Origin of the sequence: Desmospora activa DSM 45169, assembly GCF_003046315.1 — a bacterium.
In the GTDB taxonomy this organism is placed as follows: Bacteria; Bacillota; Bacilli; order Thermoactinomycetales; family DSM-45169; genus Desmospora; species Desmospora activa.
Window position 1 is genome coordinate 83,112 of the sequence record NZ_PZZP01000002.1, and the last position, 17,732, is coordinate 100,843.

At 50.3% G+C, this 17,732-nt stretch carries 15 protein-coding genes; 6 read left to right on the forward strand and 9 right to left on the reverse strand.

Annotation, left to right across the window (positions count from 1 at the left end):
• Positions 1 to 317: 317 nt before the first annotated feature.
• Positions 318 to 1,673 carry a cytosine permease gene (locus C8J48_RS13730; protein WP_170105543.1) on the forward strand — a complete coding sequence of 452 codons (1,356 nt, stop codon included), beginning with the start codon at positions 318 to 320 and terminating at the stop codon, positions 1,671 to 1,673.
• 29 nt (positions 1,674 to 1,702) lie between these two features.
• Here C8J48_RS13730 and C8J48_RS13735 read toward each other — a convergent pair whose 3' ends face one another.
• Positions 1,703 to 2,959, reverse strand: coding sequence for an SGNH/GDSL hydrolase family protein (locus C8J48_RS13735; RefSeq protein WP_107727830.1), 1,257 nt, complete (start codon positions 2,957 to 2,959; stop codon positions 1,703 to 1,705).
• 205 nt (positions 2,960 to 3,164) lie between these two features.
• Here C8J48_RS13735 and C8J48_RS13740 point away from each other — a divergent pair, with 205 nt between their 5' ends.
• Entirely contained in the window at positions 3,165 to 3,767 is a 603-nt protein-coding gene (locus C8J48_RS13740; RefSeq protein WP_107727831.1) for a DUF5819 family protein, read from the forward strand.
• Positions 3,764 to 5,128, forward strand: coding sequence for a DCC1-like thiol-disulfide oxidoreductase family protein (locus tag C8J48_RS13745; protein ID WP_107727832.1), 1,365 nt, complete (start codon positions 3,764 to 3,766; stop codon positions 5,126 to 5,128). The genes C8J48_RS13740 and C8J48_RS13745 overlap by 4 nt, the downstream gene beginning before the upstream one ends.
• 369 nt (positions 5,129 to 5,497) lie before the next feature.
• Here C8J48_RS13745 and C8J48_RS13750 read toward each other — a convergent pair whose 3' ends face one another.
• Together C8J48_RS13750 and pruA are read right to left on the reverse strand one after the other, a co-directional pair.
• Positions 5,498 to 7,471 carry a hypothetical protein gene (locus C8J48_RS13750; RefSeq protein WP_107727833.1) on the reverse strand — a complete coding sequence of 658 codons (1,974 nt, stop codon included), beginning with the start codon at positions 7,469 to 7,471 and terminating at the stop codon, positions 5,498 to 5,500.
• A 262-nt stretch (positions 7,472 to 7,733) separates the two neighbouring features.
• Positions 7,734 to 9,284 (reverse strand): L-glutamate gamma-semialdehyde dehydrogenase, encoded by a 1,551-nt coding sequence (pruA, locus tag C8J48_RS13755; protein WP_107727834.1) that lies wholly within the window; start codon positions 9,282 to 9,284, stop codon positions 7,734 to 7,736.
• A gap of 234 nt (positions 9,285 to 9,518) precedes the next feature.
• Here pruA and C8J48_RS13760 point away from each other — a divergent pair, with 234 nt between their 5' ends.
• The 3 genes from C8J48_RS13760 to C8J48_RS13770 are packed head-to-tail and all read left to right on the forward strand — an operon-like array spanning position 9,519 to position 11,721.
• Entirely contained in the window at positions 9,519 to 10,439 is a 921-nt protein-coding gene (locus C8J48_RS13760; RefSeq protein ID WP_107727835.1) for a proline dehydrogenase family protein, read from the forward strand.
• Between the two features lie 26 nt (positions 10,440 to 10,465).
• Positions 10,466 to 10,954, forward strand: a complete 489-nt coding sequence (locus C8J48_RS13765; RefSeq protein ID WP_107727836.1) for a tetratricopeptide repeat protein — start codon at positions 10,466 to 10,468, stop codon at positions 10,952 to 10,954.
• A 14-nt stretch (positions 10,955 to 10,968) separates the two neighbouring features.
• Entirely contained in the window at positions 10,969 to 11,721 is a 753-nt protein-coding gene (locus tag C8J48_RS13770; protein ID WP_170105545.1) for an SDR family NAD(P)-dependent oxidoreductase, read from the forward strand.
• A 341-nt stretch (positions 11,722 to 12,062) separates the two neighbouring features.
• Here C8J48_RS13770 and C8J48_RS13775 read toward each other — a convergent pair whose 3' ends face one another.
• The 6 genes from C8J48_RS13775 to C8J48_RS13800 form a co-directional block, all read right to left on the reverse strand.
• On the reverse strand, positions 12,063 to 13,214 hold the full coding sequence (locus tag C8J48_RS13775) for a hypothetical protein (RefSeq protein ID WP_107727838.1): 1,152 nt from the start codon (positions 13,212 to 13,214) through the stop codon (positions 12,063 to 12,065).
• A gap of 80 nt (positions 13,215 to 13,294) precedes the next feature.
• Entirely contained in the window at positions 13,295 to 13,519 is a 225-nt protein-coding gene (locus C8J48_RS13780; RefSeq protein ID WP_107727839.1) for a hypothetical protein, read from the reverse strand.
• A gap of 235 nt (positions 13,520 to 13,754) precedes the next feature.
• Positions 13,755 to 14,066, reverse strand: coding sequence for a TM2 domain-containing protein (locus C8J48_RS13785; RefSeq protein ID WP_107727840.1), 312 nt, complete (start codon positions 14,064 to 14,066; stop codon positions 13,755 to 13,757).
• A 33-nt stretch (positions 14,067 to 14,099) separates the two neighbouring features.
• Positions 14,100 to 14,462 (reverse strand): TM2 domain-containing protein, encoded by a 363-nt coding sequence (locus C8J48_RS13790; RefSeq protein ID WP_211316651.1) that lies wholly within the window; start codon positions 14,460 to 14,462, stop codon positions 14,100 to 14,102.
• 211 nt (positions 14,463 to 14,673) lie between these two features.
• A complete protein-coding gene (locus C8J48_RS13795; protein WP_107727841.1) occupies positions 14,674 to 16,449 on the reverse strand; it encodes an acyl-CoA dehydrogenase family protein in 1,776 nt (591 codons plus the stop codon).
• Between the two features lie 31 nt (positions 16,450 to 16,480).
• Positions 16,481 to 17,662 (reverse strand): acetyl-CoA C-acetyltransferase, encoded by a 1,182-nt coding sequence (locus C8J48_RS13800; protein WP_107727842.1) that lies wholly within the window; start codon positions 17,660 to 17,662, stop codon positions 16,481 to 16,483.
• Positions 17,663 to 17,732 lie beyond the last annotated feature (70 nt).

Consider the following 17,732-nt stretch of genomic DNA (forward strand, 5'->3'; position numbering starts at 1 on the left):
AACATTCTTCTGACAGTATAGCACAAACCGGCACCATTCTACTCTGGTCGCCATGTGAGAATCCTGCGACGATATGAACTTCAAATAAATTTAACGAGATAAGAAAGGATCAAACCTTTATTTTTGGTTCCATTGCAAAGGTTTTTATGGTACAAATCTAATTATAAACCCTCATAGAACTATAGTATTAATATTATTTTCATATTTTACAGAAAATGTCGAGTTCCCTATCCCTTGACATACAGTGGTGTGGTCAGCGGTGGTCAGCGTTTGAATTCTTTTGTTTGATATACATAAAAAAGGAGTGTGTATGTACGATGAGTAGCAAAAAAACAGAAGACCTCATCATGTTGACAAAAGATTACTCACGGGAACCTGTTCCTCTATCCGAACGTCGGAGTTGGATTCCCCTTACTTTGATCTGGTTGGCGATGGGGGTGGATCTGTCCGCACTGGTGCTGGGGTCCACCCTCGCTTCCGGTTTGACACTGTTGGACGCCATCATCGTGGTTTCAATCGGGTCATTCATATTAGCTGTCATTGGGGCCGTCTGCTCATACGTCGGATCAACAACCGGTTTATCCACCGCCATGATCAATCGTTTTGCCTTTGGTGAGCGCGGTGCCTATGTGGTCATCATCGTAGCCAGCATAGCCATGTTCGGCTGGTTTGGTGTTACCGCCGGTTTTTTTGGAGAATCCGCCTCTTATACGTTAGCGGCTGTAACCGGATTGGAAATTAACCCCAAATGGCTCGCCCTGGTCGGGGGGCTGTTGATGACAGTAACCGCCACCATCGGTTACAAAGCGATTGAAAAGTTGAGCATGGTTGCCGTCCCTCTGATGCTGGGAATGTTAATATCGATGATCTATAAATTAATCGCCGGTGGCTCAGAAAATCTAAATGCGCTTTTGACCATACAACCCCCAGATTCAATGGGGATCGGTATGGCGATATCCTTAGTTGCCGGAGCGTTTATCAGCGCCTGTTCCCATTCACCCGATGTCGGCCGCTGGGCGAAAAAGCCGAGTGACGCCGTTCTCTCCGGATTTTTCGGCTTTTTGATCGGAAACAGCCTGATGATGTTTTTGGCCGCCTTTTTAACCCGCCTGACGGGAACGGAAGATGTGATTCAAATTATGCTCGCCATCGGTTGGGGGTTTGCCGCCGTCATCATCCTCATTCTGGCCCAGTGGACCACCAACGATAACAATATGTATTCACTGGGATTAAATCTTTCCATCATGTTTAAATGGGTTCCAAAATCGGTTCTTACCATTATTGCCGGTCTGTTGGGAACCGGTTTAGCAGTAGCGGGCATCTATGGTCGTTTCATCGATTTTCTGACAATCCTCAGTCCCTTTGCCGCCCCGTTTGTAGGAATTTATCTGGTAGAGTATTTTTTCTTAAATCGGAGCCGTTTTAAAATGGCGTTTATCTACCAACATAAAGTGAAACCCTTTTACTGGCATTCTCTCCTAGTATGGGGAATTGCATCGTTGCTGGGGCTGATGACTACTCCTGCCGCTGATGGCGGGCTTGGGAAACTGACCCTGACCCAGATACCCATTTTGGACGGCTTATTGACAGCGATGCTGTTGCAATTCTTACTGGGAAAAATAATCGCCCGCATCCAACAGAAAAAAGACCTCTCCAAAACCACTGTTGCATAGAAAAAAGCTTCCCGACCGGGAAGCTCTTTTTATTGAAACAACTGCAGATTTACTTCTTCCGCCATCCGCCGGTATCCGGCATCACTGGGGTGGAGATGATCGCCGGAATCATATACGGGCAACATGCGATTGGGTCGCTCCGGATCGCGAAGTGCTGCATCAAAATCGATCACGCCGTCAAATTCGCCGCTGGTGCGAATCCAATGATTGACCTGGCGCCGGACGAGGTTTCCTTCTTCCGTGTAATAATCCGCCCCGCCATAGGGAGTCAACGTCCCCCCGTATATCTTTAACCCGCGGTCGTGCGCCTGGGTGATCATTTGCCGCATCCCGGAAATAATCGCATCGGGATTGCGTTCACCGGGTGTATGCCCGATATCGTTGATCCCCTCCAACAGGATAACATGGGTTACCCCTGACTGGTCGAGCACATCCCGCTGAAAGCGGTCCAGTGCTTTAGGGCCGTATACCGGATCATCACGCAATATCTTATTTCCCGATATGCCGGCGTTCATCACACCCCATGACAATCCTTCCGCTTGAAGGCGTTGCGATAAAAAGTCAGGATAGCGGGCATTAGCTCCACTGGTCGATCCGGCGCCATCCGTAATGGAATCCCCCATACAAACAATCCCCACTGTATCTGTGGGAGCCAATACATCCAACCCCGTTATCCAGTACCAGGAATAGGTCCGCCGGATAAAGGGATCGGAGCGATGATCCGTAGAGAAGTTCCCCTCTTCCGATATGTACGAAGCTTGTTTCGCCAAGCGGTGCCATGTGATAGGGCCGCTTTCCCCCTTCACATACAGGCTAATCGCCACATCCTGTTCACGGGAAACCGCAAAGCGGACGGGATCACTCATAATCGACTGACCCGCTGCCAACGTGATGCTCTTTCGCCCATTAAACCGCAATTGCCGCTGGCTACTGGGAACTGTGGTCGCACCATCGAGGACATCTGCAATATATCCCTCTTCAAAGGTGACCGGCCTTTCGCCAAAAGTGTTAGATAAACGAATCCGTACCCGATCTCCATTTAAATGAGGGCGTACAATCATGCGAACCGTTTGGTTGGATACCCCTTCCGTCGCTTCTGCGGAGGGATACTGGGGGCTGGCAGCCCATGAGCCCACCCAGGTTTTCTGCGGTGGTTGCTCCGCTTTCGCCTCAGCTACATACTGTATTTCCACTCCAGTCGCTTCACTTCTTTTATCCGTGGTAACCATAGCCCAGGCTGTAATCAACAGTACCGACAAGAACATCCCGATCCAAACTCTTTTCATCTCACTGACTCCACTCCCATGCAATCATTCAGCAATTTCCAGTCCAGCTTTCTCCAATTATCCGAGTCCAAGCAAGTTTTTCCGACATAACCCCATTTTACTCCTGATTGGATAAGGTGCAAATGAAAATTGCATGAAAAAATATGAATCCTTAAGAATTGGATCTTCCATGGTAAGATGGAGAAAAAACGAACGAGGTGTTTGCGTGCGCCAGCGAAATAAACTGTTTCCAGCGGTAGCCTTTGTGGCGATCACTGCGTTGACCGTCCATTTTGCTGTTGTCATCCTATCACTTACACCGGACAATCCGGTTAAAAACCGCCACCAAGATGCCATCAACAAATACACGGATCCTCTATTCACGCAAAATTGGATGTTATTTGCGCCCAATCCCGTTTCACAACACCGCAATCTTTCGGCCCAAGCCCGCATCGCCAACCCCCAAAGCGGTGAGATAACGGAGACGGAATGGGTGGACATTACCGGACCTTTGATCAAAGAAAAGCAAGAGAATCGGATCTCCTCCGAAGCGATTGTAGCCCGTCACATTATTTCCGGACTGCGGGCCTACCTGAGCAAGGACAAAGGACGTCAGCGAGATGGGGAAAAGATGTTGCAACGGGCGGCGTCCACCGCATTGGCCCATCACTGGTCGGATCAAGACATCCGCGAAGTTCGCCTGCGCATCATCACCCAGGCGGTTCCTTCCTTTCAAGAACGGTATCTCCCCGATGATTCGATCCAACGGAATTTTCATGAATCCGATTGGCTTCCCTTCGCCCCCGCCGAAGAGGAGTGGCCACGATGATCCAACAGTTGGAGCGGTGGCTTTCTCATCCCCACCACTTGATTGGTGTAGCCCTATTCCGCATCTTCACCGGGGTTGGCATCAGTTTTTATCTGATTTATCATTGGCCGGAGCGACATCTACTGTGGGGAGATACCGGGTTGTGGCCGCGGGAAGTATACCTGGCGGAAGCGGCAGATAGAGGTATCTGGACGCTGTTTCACTTAACAGAATCCCCTTGGCTGCTGGAAGCTGTCTATGGAGGCGGATTGGTCGTTTCCTTCCTGTTTACGATCGGATTGTGGACACGCCCGCTGAGCATTGCGGTCTTTCTCGTCTTTTGGTCTTTATATTATCGTAATACCAACGTGCCTAACGGCGGAGACAATCTCATCCGGATTCAACTCTTTTTTCTGATGTTCACCCAGGCGGGAGCGCGTCTCTCTGTCGATGCCTGGTTGCGACGGCGCAGTGGAAAACCACCTTCTCCCCTGAGTCGTATGCTTCGCCCTTATGGCGCCCTTTTTCACAACCTCGCCGTCGTAGCCATGGTGGGACAATTGTTGTTTCTTTATTTTACAGCGGGTATATATAAAGTAATGGGGTCGATGTGGCAAGAAGGGACCGCCGTCTATTATGCCATGCGTGTTCAGGATTTCGTTTGGCCCGGGGTTAGTAAGGTCATATGGGCCTCTGAAGGGGGGATTGTCTTTCTCACCTATTCCTCTGTGCTGTTTCAGATTGCGTTTCCTTTTTTGCTTCTCAACCGCTGGAGCAAATACGCCGCCATACTGGGAGCCCTACTCTTCCATGCCGGTGTTGGCCTCATGATGAATCTAGTACTTTTCTCCTGGTATATGATCGCTTGTGAGTGGCTGTTGCTAAGTGATCGTGAATACCGCTGGTTGAAAAATACCTTATCCCCACTTCTCCCACGGAAAGGAGGGCTCACCATGAAGCATGGATCAAGCGAGAATAATCGCCCATCCGCCATGTCCATCACCGTTTTCTATGACGGCTGGTGTCGTTTCTGCACCAAAAGCGTCACTACCGCCTCTCGCCTCGACTGGTTTGGGTGGATTCGGTTTGTCTCCTTCCGGGAGCCGGGAATCATCCAACAGTGGAATTTGGATCCGGAAAAGGTGGAAAAGCGGCTGCACAGCACGGCGGACGGCATTCACTTCCGTGAAGGGATTGACGGGATTATACACATGGTGGGGCGACTCCCGCTGTTGTGGCCCACCTTGCCCTTTTTACAACTCGCCAAAATACTCGGCTTGGGACAGCGCCTCTATGATTGGATCGCCAGCCGCCGTACCATTATTCCCACCGGCGGCTGCGACGAACACTGTGAGATTAGGAAACCGAAAGATGGAGCCTAAAAAATAAAAAAGACGGCAAAGGGAGTCATCTTTGCCGCTAAGGGAAGAGGGAAGCGATTCCCGATATAGCCCCTTTTCACTAAAGCACAAGTCTCGCTTCAGTCACCTTCGTTCCTTAGTCTCGCTTTGCACTAAAGCACAAGTCTCGCTTCAGTCACTTCGTTCCTTAGTCTCGCTTTGCACTAAAGCACAAGTCTTGCTACAGTCACCTTCGTTCCTTAGTCTCGCTTTGCCCGACTACCTAGCGGAGTTAGCAAACGGCCACTCCGCTTTTCTTTTGGCTGCTGTAGACTGCTCTTTATCGGGAAGGGAGAGAGGCACAAAAATGGAGAGCGGGCCTTAAGCCCACTTTGTCAGCAAAAAACAAACTTATTGCAACAATTGTATACAGGAGTAAGGATAGCGGGTATCATCGCGAAAGAGTGATATCAAGACCCATGGATCACCACTGCTCATTAGACGTTTGCGCAACCCCTTATGACGGAGATAGATCGGATGCTCCCGCTCTTGCTCCGGATCCACAATCGCTCCCGCTACCCGGTAAAAATCATTAAACACAATCGGGTCGGAATGAGGAACATCACGGCAAACTGCTTTTTTTAGCCGTTTTAGTTCCCGTTCAAACCGGTTTTGTGTGCCCACATCCACTCCCAGCAAGTGTGTACCGATCCATAATGCCTCCGGTGTCTTACTGTGCTCCAGCTTTCGTAAGATCGCATTCCACCAATGGGTAGATCCTTCCTCAAACACAGTCACCCGCTTTCCTGCCCATGCCCGTTCTAAGTACGGCAAGAAAGGCTCCAACCTTGTTCCTTGCCGTTTTTTCCCCATGTTCGCTTCCCGTCGGTCTGGAGAGCCTGTTAACCAATAGGCACTCAAATGCTGCCATTCTTCTCCCCCGCGTCGCGAATGGACTCGCTTCCACAGATAGTCGGCTTTTCGCGCACTCCCGTCCAACAGATAAAACAGATTTTGCAATTCCGACAGCGAGTATATCAGCGGCAAATCGGAATCGGCTTGCTCCCCTCGATTCTGCCATGACTCCAATGAGATAACCATCTCAACAAGGCGCCCTTCATGTATTGGAATCAGTTCGTTTCCAGCTTTCAACTTTAGTGTACCGCTATTCCATGCTCGCCGCAGTGGGGCGAATTCTTTGATCTGTTCTTGATATAAGCTAGACCGGAATTGATCCAAATCCCCCCAGAAGGGCGTTTCCGTCCACAGCGTAAAGAGAAACGGCGGAACATGAACCACAGCATCCAGGGTGCCGTTATTATGTTCACTCCACCAGTGCACCTGTTTATAGACAGCTGCTTCGGGAAATGCCTGTTGAAATAGAGAGACGGCGCGATCACAAAGGGGACTCTCCCTATTTCGTTGATCATCGCTGCGGGCAAACAACCAATCCCAAACATGACGAGCCGCCCCTGCCAGCAGCGGCCATGCATATACTTCTTCCTCCAGGCGGATGAGCGGCCGCCACCGCAGGGGATACTCTTGATACAGTGATGCCGGAGAACGTTCTTTCCACTCTCCCGGCACAACCGCACGCGCCGCCAGCCAGTGAGTGAGAGCGGAGGCGTTCACCTCACCAGGGTAAGCGCTTACAAAATCATGGAGATGAATTTGAAACATCTCCTCCGTCCTTCCTCCGCTGATCCGTCTCTGCAACTTTTCTTCCCCACGTCGGATTAGACGGGCGATCATTTTTGCCAAGTGGTCGATCTGCAAACCTTCCGCCGTCTCCTTTTTTGTGCCTAACGCGGCTAAACACGGCAACTGCCCGGCATATTCCCCCACACGGTCAGAATCGCGCATTCCTCCCCGCCATTCGTTTTCTTTTCCTGCAACTGGTAAATCCATGGCATTACCATAACGGCGTGCCAATTCCTGCGCCGCACAAACCGCAAAGTCCCGCTCCACTACTGAAAAATCGACCGTCTTCAGCTGAGGCGGATGCCGCAATACCAACATCTGCAGCCATTCCCATCGCTGCCAAAAGTCCGGATCGCGCGGCAACATCGAAGTACTGGTATCTAGCCGTTTCCACTCTTCTGCTAAGCATTCCTGCAACAGGCGCAAGGGATTGCGAGCAATGATTTGATCCAAAATATTTTGCAAATATACGGTTGAACAACCTTCCATAACGCCAGCAGTTGTCGGTAACACCCGCTCCAATGGCACTTGCTCACACCCGGCACCACTTTCCCGGATTCCCCGGGCCAACTCCAACTCCACCCAACCTGTGACGAGGGGCTTACCCGTTGTCCACCCTTTTCCCACCCGACCGTTCTCATCCCAAAAGAAGACGGCCTTTCTGCGTGAAGGTTCAGGTAACATTGACAGCCACCTCCATCGGCGTTTGTTATTATTTTATTACGTCGCCAAGGCGTCAGTCCAACCTTGATAATCAAAAATCCTCCGGTTTGAGACACATGTTACTTGAACGGCTCCTCTATGCATCACGAACGCCCACAACCATCCTACAATCACTGTAACAGTGCCAACTTTCCGCCACAATCCCTTGACAAAGTATAAGTCGTAATAACCCAATCTATATGCAAAACACCTCCCGCCAACTGGGGAGGTGTTATATGCGATTTTATAAGACTTCCGAAACCAGCTTGGCTTGGGTGAGCAGAAGCAGATACTCCGGTCCGCCCGCTTTGGTGTCGGTGCCGGACATGTTAAACCCGCCGAAGGGGTGAACGCCTACCAACGCGCCCGTCCCTTTGCGGTTGAAGTATAAGTTACCCACATGGTACTCAGTGCGAGCTTTCTCGATGTTGGCGCGATTGCGGCTAAAGACGGAGCCGGTTAAGCCGTATTCGGTGTTGTTGGCAATCTCCAGTGCATGTTCAAAGTCCTTCGCCTTGATAAAAGCGAGCACCGGTCCAAAGATCTCTTCCTGTGCGATGCGGGCGTCTGGGGCCACATCGGCAAATACCGTGGGCTGGATAAAGTATCCGTTTCCTTTGGCCTTGCCGCCGCCGACTACCAATCTGCCCTCTTTTTTTCCGGTTTCAATATAATCCAGAATCTTATTCATCGAGGATTCGTCGGTTACCGGACCGAGATCGATTCCAAGGGTTTTCGCTTCGTCTACTTTTAATTCCTTGACGAGAGCCGTCACTTTCTCCAGCACATCATCGTAAACATCCGCATGAACGATGGCACGGGAACAGGCTGAACACTTCTGACCGGAAAAGCCGTAAGCGGATTTGACAATATTGGCCGCCGCTTCATCCAAATCGGCTTCCTTATCCACAACGATGGAGTTTTTGCCGCCCATCTCTGCAATGACCCGTTTGATCCACTTTTGTTCGGGAGCTGTTTTTGCTGCCAGTTCGTTGATGCGCAGGCCCACTTCACGGGAACCGGTAAAGGCGATAAAGCGAGCCAGCGGATGTTTCACCAGGTATTCGCCCACTTTGGCGCCAGGCCCCGGCAGATAGTTGACGACACCTTGGGGCAAACCGGCCTCTTCCAGAATCTTGATAAATTGAGCGGCGATAACGGTGGTATTGCTAGCGGGCTTTAAAACAACCGTGTTACCGGCCACAACGGAGGAGGTGGTCATCCCCACCATAATTGCCAGCGGGAAGTTCCACGGTGGAATCACAATCCCTACACCCAACGGGATATAATATTGTTCATTATCTTCCCCAGGAATACGGGTTAACTCTTTCGCCTCAGCCAGACGCACCATTTCCCGAGCGTAGTATTCCATAAAATCAATCGCTTCTGCTGTATCGGCATCTGCCTCTGGCCAGCTTTTGCCCGCTTCATAGACCAACCAGGCGGAAAATTCGTGTTTTCTGCGACGTAAAATGGCCGCCGCTTTGTATAGAATGCGCGCACGGGCATGGGGTGAAACCGCTTTCCACTGTTTAAACGCTTCTGCTGCGGTTTGAATTGCCCGCTCCGCCAGATCTTGATCCGCTTTTGATACGGTTCCGATCACTTCATCGACATTGGAAGGGTTGATCGAGGTAATCTTATCGTCGGTATAAACCTCTTCCCCACCGATAATCAAGGGATAATCTCGCCCCAGCTGGGATTCCACTTTTTTTAAGGCTTGTTTAAAGGCCGTACGATTTTCCTCTTGCGAAAAGTTTGTAAATGGCTCATTTTTAAAAGGAATCACGCCCATTTTCAACACCCTCCTTTGTCAATTCCCCCCTATTGTAGCGCAAAGAATCATCTGACATCAAACTCCCTTATTTTATTGACATTACCTACAATCGGTATATTTATACGCCGTTTGCTGCAAGCCAATCCATGAGAAAAGAGGAGACAAACTATTGTATAATGTTAACGGATTTAATGCGAAATATTTATTGATGTCATAACAACGGTGAAATAGCCAGATTGCGAGGGAATAGCAATGTCATTTGCTCGTAAAGCGGTTCTTACTGTATCCGCAAACCCCCTGGTTACCCGCTTTGTCACCAAATACGGAATGAAGCTGGGGGCTGCCCGTTTTGTCGCTGGGGAAACCATGGATGATACGGTGGCCAAAGTGAGGGAACTAAATGAAACAGGTTTGGTGGTTACCCTCGACTTGCTCGGTGAAAGCATCACCACCCGGGATGAAGCGGAAGCCGCCACAAAAGCAACCGTCTATTCCTTTGATGTGATCCAGCAGGAAAAATTGGACTCCAATGTCTCCGTTAAGCTGACCCAGCTGGGCTTAGATATCGATGAGTCTTTTTGTCTGGAAAACATGGATCGGATCACCGCCACCGCCAAAGCAACCGGCAATTTTGTCCGCATCGATATGGAAGACTCCCCACGGGTGGATGCCACAATCCGCATTTTTGATACCCTGCTGGAACGATATGGTCCCAAACACATCGGATTGGTTATTCAATCGTACCTGTACCGATCACAAGAAGATGTAAAAAATTTGGGCGCAAAAGGAGCAAATCTCCGAATTGTGAAAGGGGCTTACAAGGAATCGAAAGAGGTGGCTTTCCCCGATAAAAAAAATGTGGACCAGGCTTATCGAGAGCTGGTGGAGCTTCATTTAAAAAACGGCTGCTACACCGCTGTCGCCACCCATGATCAAGCCATCATCGATTGGACGAAACGGTTGACGGCTGACAATGAAATCCCCCGCGATCGCTTTGAATTTCAGATGTTGTATGGCATCGCAAACCGCTTACAGCTGCAATTGGTCCAAGAAGGCTACAAGGTGCGTGTATACACTCCGTACGGTAAAGATTGGTATCCCTATTTCAGCCGACGCATCGCCGAACGGCCGGCCAATGCTCTTTTTGTATTAAAAAGTCTCTTCCGCAAGTGATTACGCAATAAAAAGGACGGGTTATCATGACACAGGATTGGCGCGATCAAGTCCAAACATGGATGCAAGAAAAACAATTGGAAAAGGCACAAAAACGGCTATTACAATTGGTTAAAGATCATCCCGACGATCCGGAAGTGCTGATCCATACCGCCTGGGTCCATGATTCCATGGGGCTGGAGCGAGAGGCTGTCCCGTATTATGTCAAGGCGCTGGAGTTCGGCTTGAGCGGAGACGATCTCTGCGGTGCGCTGCTGGGGCTAGGCAGTACTTATCGTTGTCTGGGGGAGTATGAAGCTGCGGTGGAAACGCTGAAAAAAGGAGTTGCCATGTTTCCCGACCACCGCGGGATGAAAGTGTTTTTATCGATGGCTCTCTACAATACCGGTCAACATCGGGACGCGATGGAATTATTGCTGCAACAACTGCTGGAGACATCGGATGATCCCACCATTGAAACCTATCACCGGGCCCTTTCCTTCTATGCGGAGCGATTGGATGAAACCTGGGCTTAAGGGGTGACTCCATGATGAAAATAGCGATGGTAACAGGGGCTTCTTCCGGGATCGGAGCAGCCTTCGCCAAGGAACTGGCGGCACAAGGCCACCGGGTGATTCTGGTAGCACGACGCCACGACCGTTTGCAACAATTGCGGGAAAGCATCCAATCCGCCGGTGGACAGGCGGAGGTACTGGAAGCGGATCTTACCCGGAGCGAAGACCTGGAGCAGGTTTGCCGCCGCTTGCGCCAAGATTCGATCCACCTGCTGGTAAACAATGCAGGCTTCGGCCTCTACGCTCCCCTGTTGGACACAGATCCAAACCGGGAACAGGAAATGATTCGTCTCAACGTATCCAGCTTAGTTACCCTTACCCGAGCAGCATTGCCGGGGATGGTGGAACGAAATCGCGGCGGCATCATTCAGGTCGCGTCCACTGCATCATTTATGCCTACGCCCTATATGACCGCCTACGGAGCCAGCAAAGCCTTTGTACTCCATTATGGCGAAGGGCTGGCGGCAGAACTGAAAGGTACTGGTGTTACCGTGACGACGGTGTGTCCCGGCAGCACCCACAGCGAATTTGCCGAACGGGCTGGATTTCGACAACAACGGCTTATGTCCGCTGAAGAAGTGGTCAAGCAAGCACTGCTCGCCTTTAACCAAAAACGCCCCACCTTGGTAACGGGTAGCGGCAACTGGGTTCTCACCCTTCTTCCCCGCTTCCTCCCCCGTTCCTGGATGGCTTCCCTGGTGGCACGGGTATTTCGAAACCGAACATAAAAAACGAGCCAGATTGATGACAAAGTGGTCTCAGGCCTCGGTTCCGATGTAGCACCTGTTGGCACGACAATCTCGGTCTAATGCGGGGTACCCCCTCGTTGGCTGTGGAGCAAAACACGAGGCTTCATTCACTTTGCGAGCACATACGCTTTTTCTTTTGCCGCCGGTTGAGCTGAAGGGCAAAACGAACGAGCCAGCATCAGCGGGAAAACAAAGGGGTGCGGGAATGAGAGCCAACCCGTACCCCTGTTTCGTATTTGCCAGAAACCCCAGACTTATCGATTATCTTATAGCGATATCACAAAGGTAAAACCCTCCAAACTTACGTATCCCCCCTTTCCTCACGCCGGAGGGTCCAATCCCTCCTTCTCTTCCATCACCGACAGGCCGAGACTCTCCTCCTCCTGATCCAGCTCCCAGCGATAGCTCCTTCCTTGTCGCTCCCAGCAGCTGCGGACTCGGTCAAACATCTCCTCCACCCAGGCCCGATCCATATAGCGCTCATCGGTAATGGTAAAGAGTGTTCCATCTTCAAGTAGAATTTGAATAACCGGATCCCACCGAATCGCCTGAACAGCGCCAAAGGGAATCACCTCTTTTTGATGATTGAGCAAAACCAGTGTTTCATCAGTCAGGTTGATCTCCTCGTACTGTTTGGCACGCACCCATCGCAGGCCGAGATTGATAGGGGTTAAACCGGCCCTTTGGGCCACCTGGGCCACAGCGTATACCGACTCCCGTTCATAGGGAAAACGATAAACCACCTCTTCCGTGTCGATTTGAAGCTCCTCCACCCCCGGATCCAGACGGATATGGATCACCTCTTTAGCGGGAATCCATTGTTTCATCCCCCAACGAAGAATCACAAATCCATGTTCTTCCACCCGAAAGCCCTTCCACCAGACAGACATCACTACCCACAAAAACACAACAAACACACCAGCAGCCAGTAAGCCGAGAGCCAGGTCCAACAATCGTTTCCAGAGAGGATAGGACCCTAACTCCGGGTCATCGAATGAAAGAATAATCCCACTCCGTTCCACCAGGGTAACAACCATCGGTTCTTCCTGTTGAATCGCCTCTGTAATCCGTTCCGGATCAAAAGGGAAATAAACAATGCGATAAGCACTATCAGCAGTGAGCAGCTGGTCCTGGGTAAGTCCCACGGGATGGATCGTTTGTTGCTGAACGGCCCCATGTTTCTCCACCCCGTCATAAACCGCCAGGTAAGCAATTCCCACCAGCAGTGACAATGTCAATATTCCGTATTGAAAGGGATGTTTCTTGCCCCAATGCACTTTCCAAGTGATCAAAGCGGCGGCGGGAAGGGCAAGATAAAAAAAAGTCTCACCCAACCAAAATGGATAATAGTCAGGAGAATCCAGCAATCGTTGGTAGGCAAACACATATAACAATGCCAATGCAATCGGAAATCCGAGGAACAACGACAACCAAACACCCAGCCAACGCCTCGGATTATTCATCCGTGCCACTCTGCCGCTCCCTCCTTGTCCCACCTTTCTATCTCTTTATTTTATTAAACGTTATAAAATTATCAATATATTCCCGCTTATTAGCCAAAAAACGATCCATCTCTGCTTTTTTCGCGTTTTTCGCAAAAAAAGACCCGCTTATAACGACGGATCTGGAGACGAGAGGGACTGAGTGTGTGAATATCAACAAACCTGATTATCCATTGTACGTCCCTTGATCTTTCAACAGCCTCTTGGAGCCGCTTTAGGGATTCTTCGTATTGATGTTCTTCTAGTAATTGTATTGCTTTTTGATTGATATTCAAAAAATCCCCTCCTCATCATGATAGGTGGTTGTAGTATCGATTGGTTATGATGACCATTATCAATATAACTCATTAACAAAGCCCCTTTAGAGAAAGGTCCGCCTATATATGCGGACCTAACAGTATGAGGGATCATTATCTGCCCACAAGTTTATCTTCATTATAATTTTGGTTTGACCATCCCTATACATAAAGGTAAGGAATTTTAGGCTTACCCTATTTACTATCGTTAAAGTTATTCCGATCCATTAAGCCAGCGAGAGAGCAGATAACCGTCCAATAACCACCACACCAGCATGGGAGAGACTACGTAAAACGGAGAGATGGACAAGAGTGAAAACACTACTGCCGCTGTCCATACGACCATACCGCCAAATGTCATCGCCATTCCTGTTTTCCATCGCCCCAGATAGAACCGATGTGCACCAAATACACCCAGCAGTAGCCACAGGAGATAGGCGGTAACAATTCGTTCCTTTTTTCCCTGTTCCGCAGTGGCCGCCTCCCGTCCGCTGGCAGGTGGCTCTTTTCGTTTTTGTTTTGTCATCGCGCACCTCCTGTCCATGTACTTTGAATACTTTTATGAAACGATCGCGTTATTTCGGGAAACTCGGATTAAGATCTCCCGTTCCTTTGCAATATTGATATTCTGCACGTAGCCATGCAACAAAAACGCATCAACAATCCACCAAATCCAATTGGGTATAAGAAAGATAAGACCAAGACCAAAAATCCAAATCGTCATCCAGCCTAAAAGCTCCAAGGTTAACATGATTACGCCGGTTCCTACTCGATCGATATAAAAGCGATGCACCCCGAACCCTCCCAAGAAAAACCACAGAAGATACGCTGCCCCCGTCGATTTCCTGTAGTTTTCCATCTCGCTCTGTGCAATCGCCAGTTGTCTGGCGTCTAGTTGACTCTTTAAATCCATATTATACATTTATATACTCCTCTCGATTATTACAAAAACTAGTATAGCTTTATTTCAATTGACAATCCATAATTTTATCGAAAAAATAGGCTTCTGCTAATGCAGAAGCCTATCGTTCTTGATTGGACAGCTCGCATCTCCCGATTCAACTTCAGGCACGATTTGTTAAGAAGGGTTCTTTTTCATAAATGTCAATCGACCGCAAAAGCTCATCCGCAAATCAAACGACGTACCGTTCCTCCTCCAGGATACGAGCGGCGATTTTCCGTTTTAACGTCACTTCATTGATCGGTTCAAAGCGAGTCAATTTTTTCAGGATGGAAAGCTGTGTCCGCAGGATATCCCCTTCCTCCATCGTAGCCAAAATCCGCTTCGCTTTTTGTTCAATCAGCGGGAATGCTTCATACACATAGGCGGTGGTAAGCTCGATCGGGGTGGCCGCCTTCTCTTCCCCTACCTGCTCCACTCTTTTCTTCGCCCGCAACAATGCGCTTTCCATCGCGAAAATCTCGATTGCGATATCGGCGACATCCCGCAAGATTTCCTGTTCGTTTTCCAACTTGGTCTGATATTTTTCCACAGCCAGTCCGGCGGTCATCAAGAAGATTTTTTTAGCGTGTTCAATCATTTTCCCTTCTGTCTCTAACAATTCAGGTGCCTCTTCCGACAACGTCGGCATCATCATCATCAATTCTTCCTGTAGACCGGCGGTTTTCTCCATCAGCGGCAATTCACTTTTCATCGCTTTACGCAGGAGTGTTGCCGGGATCAGCAAGCGGTTGATTTCGTTAGTTCCTTCAAAGATACGGTTGATGCGGGAATCGCGGTACATATTTTCAATCTCATACTCCTGCATAAAACCGTATCCGCCGTGGATTTGAACGCCTTCATCCACTACATAGTCCAACACTTCGGAGCCAAAAACTTTGGTAATGGAGCATTCCAAGGCATACTCTGCAATCGCCTTGGCGGTGTCTGTGCCCGCAGCTCCATCCAGTTGGCTTAATCCCTCTTCGATCAGGCCACCGGTACGGTAGATCGAGCTTTCTAGGGCAAAAGTTTTAGCCGCCATCGTCGCCAATTTCTCCTGGATCAGCGGAAATTGGGCGATCGGCTTCTTAAACTGCTTCCGCTCATTGGCGTACTTAGCAGAAAGTTCAAGCGCACGCTTGGCGGAACCGACACAACCGACCCCCAATTTGTAGCGACCGATGTTTAAAATGTTAAAAGCGATCAGGTGGCCTTTGCCGATCTCGCCGAGGACGTTCTCCACCGGTACTCGGGCTTCATCCAAGATCAAGGTGCGGGTGGAGGAGCCTTTGATGCCCATCTTTTTCTCTTCCGGTCCGGTGCTGACCCCTGGAAAGTCCTTCTCCACGATAAAGGCGGTAAACTTTTCGCCGTCGATTTTGGCATATACGACAAAAATATCGGCAAAGGCGGAGTTGGTAATCCATTGCTTTTCACCGCTCAACAGATAGTTCTTCCCATCGTCGGACAGCTTAGCGACGGTTTTGGCACCGAGAGCATCCGACCCGGAACCCGGCTCCGTCAAGGCATAGGCGGCAAGTTTTTCACCGGTGGCCAACGGTGGGAGGTATTTTTGTTTTTGTTCTTCGGTGCCGAAGAATACGATCGGCAGCGTCCCAATCCCTACATGGGCACCCAGACTGAGGGAAAAAGATCGTCCTTGGGCTATTTTTTCCGTGATCAGGGTTGAACTGATCTTATCCAGCTCTAATCCACCGTATGCTTCCGGCACATCCGCTCCCAATAGGCCCAACTCACCCGCTTCCTGCAGCAGGCGGACCGTATGATCGAAGTTGTGGTTTTCAATCTCCTCCAATACCGGCAACACACGGTCTTTGACAAAGTCTTCCGCCGTCTTGCCAATCATGTGTTGCTCTTCGCTCAACTCCTCCGGTATAAACACATCCGTGGTTGCATGCTCTTCGATCAGGTAGCTACCACCCTTGGTGATCGTCTTTTCCGCCATCTCCCATTCCTCCTCAACATTTATCGCTATTTTATTGCACCATCTCAAAGACCCCGGCAGCACCCATGCCTCCACCCATACACATGGTAACGAGGCCGTATTTCTGCTGGCGGCGAGCCAATTCGTTTAAGATCGACACGGTTAGCTTGGCACCGGTACATCCCAGGGGATGACCCAAGGCGATGGCACCACCGTTGACATTTACCTTGTCCGGATCCATCTCCAGGTGGCGGATCACCTGAAGCGCTTGCGCTGCAAACGCCTCGTTCAACTCCACCAAATCCACCTGATCCATGGTGATTCCCGCTTTTTCCAAGGCTTTAGGCACGGCTACAATCGGACCGATCCCCATCACATCGGGATCAACGCCGCCAACACAAAAGGAGCGGAAGACGGCGAGAGGCTTTACTCCTAAGGATTCCGCCTTTTCCCGCGACATCATGATCACCCCGGCGGCACCGTCGCTGGTCTGGGAGGAGTTACCGGCGGTTACGGTCCCGCCGAGCCGAAACGCGGGTTTCAACTGTGCCAGTTTCTCCGCGGAAGTGTCCAGTCGGGGGCCTTCGTCGGTATCAAACAGAAACTCTTCTGTATGCAACTTTCCATCATCACCGACAAAGCGCTTTTTCACAGTGAAGGGCACGATCTCATCCTTAAATTTCCCTTCCTGGATGGCGGTGATCGCATGTTGGTGGCTGCGCAGGGCAAACGCATCCTGATCCTCCCGCGAGACTCCGTAACGGCGGGCCACTTCCTCGGCGGTATGCCCCATCGACATATACAACTCCGGCCCGGTTTCCATCAAGTGTGGATTGGGTGCCGGTTTATGGCCTCCCATCGGTACCAGGCTCATACTCTCCACACCGCCGGCGATAATCGTATCGGCGAAACCGGTCATAATCTGTTGTGCCGCCGAGGCGATCGACTGTAAGCCGGAGGCGCAGAAGCGGTTGATGGTAAGACCGGCAGAAGTAGTAGGTAACCCCGCCCGCAAAGCGATCACACGGGCGACATTCATCCCTTGCTCCGCTTCCGGAAACGAGCAACCCATGATCACATCTTCCACATCATCAGGCTCCAATTGCGGAACCCGCCGCAATAGATCCTGAACAACCACGGCTCCCAGATCATCAGGACGGGTATGCTTCAACGAGCCACGGTTTGCTTTGCCAACAGCGGTACGCGCCGCGGCGACAATCACTGCTTCACGCATCTTTCTCTCCTCCTTCAAGTGCAGGTGATGGTTGGCGCTGATGTCCGCTCAAGTGAAAATCAGTAAAGAA